The 4,166-nt window shown below is 47.7% G+C and carries 5 protein-coding genes; 4 read left to right on the top strand and 1 reads right to left on the bottom strand.

Translation table 11 applies throughout. The features are described 5' to 3' along the window. The first annotated feature begins 255 nt into the window (after nucleotides 1-255). The 4 genes from H6F93_RS01050 (at nucleotide 256) to H6F93_RS01035 (ending at nucleotide 3,454) form a co-directional block, all read left to right on the top strand. The gene (locus tag H6F93_RS01050) at nucleotides 256-1,275 is read left to right on the top strand and encodes a phosphotransferase (protein ID WP_190678435.1); all 1,020 of its coding nucleotides are present in this window, start codon (nucleotides 256-258) and stop codon (nucleotides 1,273-1,275) included. Nucleotides 1,276-1,518: 243 nt separating this feature from the next. Then, nucleotides 1,519-2,052, top strand: a complete 534-nt coding sequence (locus H6F93_RS01045) for a VOC family protein (RefSeq protein ID WP_190678426.1) — start codon at nucleotides 1,519-1,521, stop codon at nucleotides 2,050-2,052. A gap of 167 nt (nucleotides 2,053-2,219) precedes the next feature. Next, nucleotides 2,220-2,600 (top strand): hypothetical protein, encoded by a 381-nt coding sequence (locus tag H6F93_RS01040; RefSeq protein WP_190678417.1) that lies wholly within the window; start codon nucleotides 2,220-2,222, stop codon nucleotides 2,598-2,600. A gap of 221 nt (nucleotides 2,601-2,821) precedes the next feature. Next, nucleotides 2,822-3,454: a hypothetical protein gene (locus H6F93_RS01035; RefSeq protein WP_190678414.1), complete on the top strand. Its 633-nt coding sequence runs from the start codon at nucleotides 2,822-2,824 to the stop codon at nucleotides 3,452-3,454. A gap of 248 nt (nucleotides 3,455-3,702) precedes the next feature. Here the strand turns inward: H6F93_RS01035 and H6F93_RS01030 are convergent. Beyond that, nucleotides 3,703-4,166, bottom strand: a 464-nt coding sequence (locus H6F93_RS01030) for an SDR family NAD(P)-dependent oxidoreductase (RefSeq protein WP_190678412.1), incomplete at its 5' end; no start/stop codon positions are given.

The raw sequence follows: 4,166 nt of genomic DNA, 5'->3' as shown, positions 1-4,166 counted from the left end.
CTGTAGCTTGTAGCGCAGATGACGGTCGTTTCGTAGTCGGAATTTACCCAGTTGATTTAGAGCCAGCACAATCAGCCTCCAAAGACCCTTCATAGCCGAATCGTTCAAACACGCAATTCTCCTATTTCCCAGTGGAGGCTTGTGCGTTTGAGCAGAACGATAAAGCACACCTTGGCAGTGAAACCAGAGCTTTGAAAAACGGCGCTCGCCCCAACCATCTACCCTGATGCCTTCCGTTGAAGTGATATGAGGACGATGACTAAACTGCTTCCACTTCAGGATCTACTTGACATTGAGTTCGAGGGTGAATGGCGAGCGGACTTAGCGACGATCACCGGACTGCGATCAAACCAACAGATCTCCATGCTCATCGAGCGCTTAGTCTGGGAGGAGCTTGGACAGGAAATTCGGGGTGCTCTTTTTGCCGAGAAGAGCGTCGGGGCCGTATTTGGGCTTGAGCTATCATCGGGCGAGTGGGTTGTCCTCAAGCTCTTTTGCCCATCCCAATTACTGACGCAACTTGTAGCCGTGCATCGGTGCTTAAACGTAGTAGTGCAGTCTGGTTTCCCAGCACCGCCGCCCCGCTCCCGACTATTCCAAACCGAAGATGGAATAACAGGCATTTTCTACACCTTCATGGCTGGGACAGTACGGAACGCACATGAGCCGATTGTGCGGCAAGAACTAGCCCGATTACTGGCAGAACTCACTAGCATTCTGGGGCACGAAAATCCTACCGGACTTCCGCTTGCACCGACGCGAGGAAATGAACTTTGGTCCGCTTCCCACCGCTCCTTCTTAAAGCTAGATGAAGACCCAGAGGCGCAGTGGATCGATGAAATCGCGCGTCGTACCCAAGCTGTCATACGAGCTAAAGCGCTGCCGCTCATGCCTGCCCATCTAGATTGGGGGGTAAAGAACTGCCGATTTCATCAGGACCGGGTATGTGTAGTGTATGACTGGGACTCGTTATTTGCAGCGTCCGAAGCAGAGATGGTGGGGCGCGCAGCAGCTCAGTTCACGGCACAGTGGGATTTTCCTGCTCCGCTAACCCCGAGCCCAGCTGAGGCATCTGCATTTATTGTTGAGTACGAAACTACTCGCAGACGACCATTTTCCGATGATGAGCGGGTTGTTCTGGCAGCATCGGCAGACTATGCGATCGCTCAAAACGCGCGTCTTGAGTTTGCCTCAGGGGTCCCTCCCAACAATGGATTCTTGGCGCTGTTGCAGAGTTGGAGCAGTGATAGCTTGTTAGAGGCATTTACCGATTGACAACCAACCTATATGAAGGGAGCTAGTCCACTGTAGGACAGGGCAGTCACAACAATGCTGTTGCAATGGACTGCCAAGAGGTACTAGTGCGGTTGCAAACTTTTTCAGCCGTTGAACAGCAAGGTTAGACTTACAGTCCTAAAGATAACTGTCCTTTAGCCGCAGTTGTCCTCTTGCTCTCCGGGTCCAATCACTCTAGGGTTACAGGAAATATTAGTTCTTCCTCCACTCGAAGATTTAGCCATGACCATACCAGCAGAACCTACCGTTGTCGCTGATAGTACAATCGCTGCTTATCTTAGCAAGGGATTCTTCCAACTGGCCTACGTCACCAACAACTTTGAAGCAGCGCAAGTTTACTTCAAAGAAAAGATGGGCGTGAACAAGTTTATGATTTTGAAGGATATTGCATTTGACAACCAGCTTTACATGGGTAAGCCTAGTGATGCCCGTATTAACGTTGCCCTTGCTGGCGTGGGCAACATTCACATCGAGCTTATTCAACCCATTTCTGGTGCAAACCCATACAGCTCGTTTTTAGATAAAGAATTCACGCTGAAATTGCATCATGTTGGTCTTAAAGTTGATGACTGGCAGGAAGTAGAGAGAGACCTAAAATCAGCTAATCGTGAGTTTGCTTATAGCGGAAACTTGGGGGAAGCATTCATTTTTGGCTATCTAAATATGGTAGAAGAATTGGGACACTTCATTGAGTTTATATGGGCTGGACCTGAAGGACAGAAGGTTCTAGATCAAGTTACAAGCGGTAATTATTGAAGAAGCCGTCGTGTGTTTGGTCTAACAGGTGCATTGCAGCGGAATGAAGCAAACCTTTGTGATTAATTCAATGTCATTTGCATCCGCAGAACACAGAGGTTAGGCAGTTCTGCTGAGCACAAGTGTCATACAGTAAGTATTAATGTCCCCACCTCATTAATAAACCCATGATCCAACCCGATCAATCTGCATTGAAAGCTCGAAACAGATTAATCGCGATGTTTCTGCTGCTCTGCATTCTAGATGTTGCCTTAGTGGTTGCGGCGCAAGATCGCTGGGCGATTGGTCGGATCTTACTAACCGTTGTCGTGATGTACTTTGTTATCCAGGGAAGGAAATGGGCAAAATGGCTTTTGGTAGGCATCTGTAGTTTACTAGTTGCCAGTCTCATCACAATCGTTCTTGCACTAAGTTCAAAGCTTTCCGTTGCCTTGACTGTTGGAAGTTTGGTCATGGCTGTTCTCAGTGCTGCTATTGCAGTTTATATGGTCAGTAGTAAAGACTTAAATCGTTATTTCTCCTGTAAAAGAAAAGCTAGTTTCCAATAACTTCGATGTATAGATTCATCTCTGCAAAATCGCTGCCTAACGATGCTCATGCACACGGACCGTCAAGGTTTATCTATTGGGTTCGAGAAGATATCTACAGTGGGTGATGAGCATTGTTAGCTGCCACCTATTCCACTCACAATGATCGTCCGCTTCTAGAACTACCTGGACTTTAAGGTCTTTTCTCTCAGTCCTCGCCCCAAGTTCCATTAGAGGTTTTGATGAACACGACAAATCTATCGAAAAAATTGGGTAAACCACTCTACGTTCAAGTGGGTTTTGACGGGGTATGGGAAAGCGCACTGCACCTGCCTGTGTTCACCCCACTGCAGGCTGAGGATAAGGCTGCTTTATACGCCTACCAAGGAACCGATGTAGCATTTGAAGTGTTTTTTGAACACCCCTATGGAGAAGCCTTCGTAGGGATTCGACCTCAAATTAAGGCTTACGAACCTTTATCTATGGAGCAACTTGTGATAGCTCTTACCCATCATTCACAACTCGACCTGTCAGTGGTTGCCAAGCTATTTAGTGGATACTTAGGTATTGAACAACCACTCTTTGTTGGTCTACCAGCACATATTGAGATGGGATTGGTCAATCTATGGAATTCCTTCGGGCAAGTTATACTATGGCATGGAAAAGCCGATGCCTATCCCATTGAGCACCTAGCTAGCAATGACGCAAATCGCTACTTACAACTGCAGGAAAAGCCGATTGGAATCGAGTTTGCTTTCGCCAACCCGCACCATTGGTTAGCTGTGCCCGTCTCAAAACAGACTCAGGACGGACTACACCAGCTTGATTTAGAACGCTTGTCGCAAATTTTCATAGCCCTTGCAGAGCATTCCTAAACAAGTGCGATCGCAGATCTTGTAGGGTGTGTTCCCCCATTACAACCATCAATTACTCCGCTGACAAATTCCTGGGGACGCACCAAGTTTATGGACTTGAGAAGCGATCGCAGCCTAACGCCCATGCACACCGACCGTTGAGAAGTTATCTATTGGAATTCAAAGGGTATCTGGGGCGGATGATGGGCATCATTAAACCGCGACTTGGGTAAGCTCTAAGAATCCGAGAATCGAATATTTTCATGTGCTTAAGTTGATGCCTTAGGCAATAGAGCAGCCATTTGCTTTTCAACTGCTTTTGGATCGCTCACTAGCTGGGCAGCTGTGGCGGTCGCTTGTTCACCTGGATACACGTCCTCAATTTCATCTGCGATCGCCTGTAAGGTAGCTTGCGCGACTTCCATGGGAGAAACTTTAGGACCTGCATAGTCTTTGCTCATTTCTGTATCAATGGTTCCAGGCATGACAGCCACAACAAATGTGCCTTGTGCTGCAAGTTCTGCTCGAATTCCTTTGGTCAACGCTAAGGCTGCTGCTTTTGAGGCAGAGTAAGTCCCAATGACCGGAGACGTTGCTTGAGCCAAGATGGATAAAACATTAACGATCGCCCCGCCCCCGTTTTGCTTGAGAACCGGAGCTAACGCTTGAACTATCGTCAGTGTGCCAAAGTAATTGACTTCCATCTCAGTTCTGGCACTTTCGAGATTGGGAT

The sequence above is a fragment of the Leptolyngbya sp. FACHB-671 genome, from assembly GCF_014695745.1.
Classification (GTDB): domain Bacteria; phylum Cyanobacteriota; class Cyanobacteriia; order Elainellales; family Elainellaceae; genus JAAUTN01.
Note: the sequence above shows the minus strand (reverse complement) of the source record. Positions and strands in the feature narration are given on the sequence as shown.

What these genes read in the sequence shown, in the direction of transcription:
- H6F93_RS01050 (WP_190678435.1), top strand. Translation starts at nt 256, where the DNA reads ATGACTAAACTGCTTCCACTTCAGGATCTACTTGACATTGAGTTCGAG.
- H6F93_RS01045 (WP_190678426.1), top strand. Translation starts at nt 1,519, where the DNA reads ATGACCATACCAGCAGAACCTACCGTTGTCGCTGATAGTACAATCGCT.
- H6F93_RS01040 (WP_190678417.1), top strand. Translation starts at nt 2,220, where the DNA reads ATGATCCAACCCGATCAATCTGCATTGAAAGCTCGAAACAGATTAATC.
- H6F93_RS01035 (WP_190678414.1), top strand. Translation starts at nt 2,822, where the DNA reads ATGAACACGACAAATCTATCGAAAAAATTGGGTAAACCACTCTACGTT.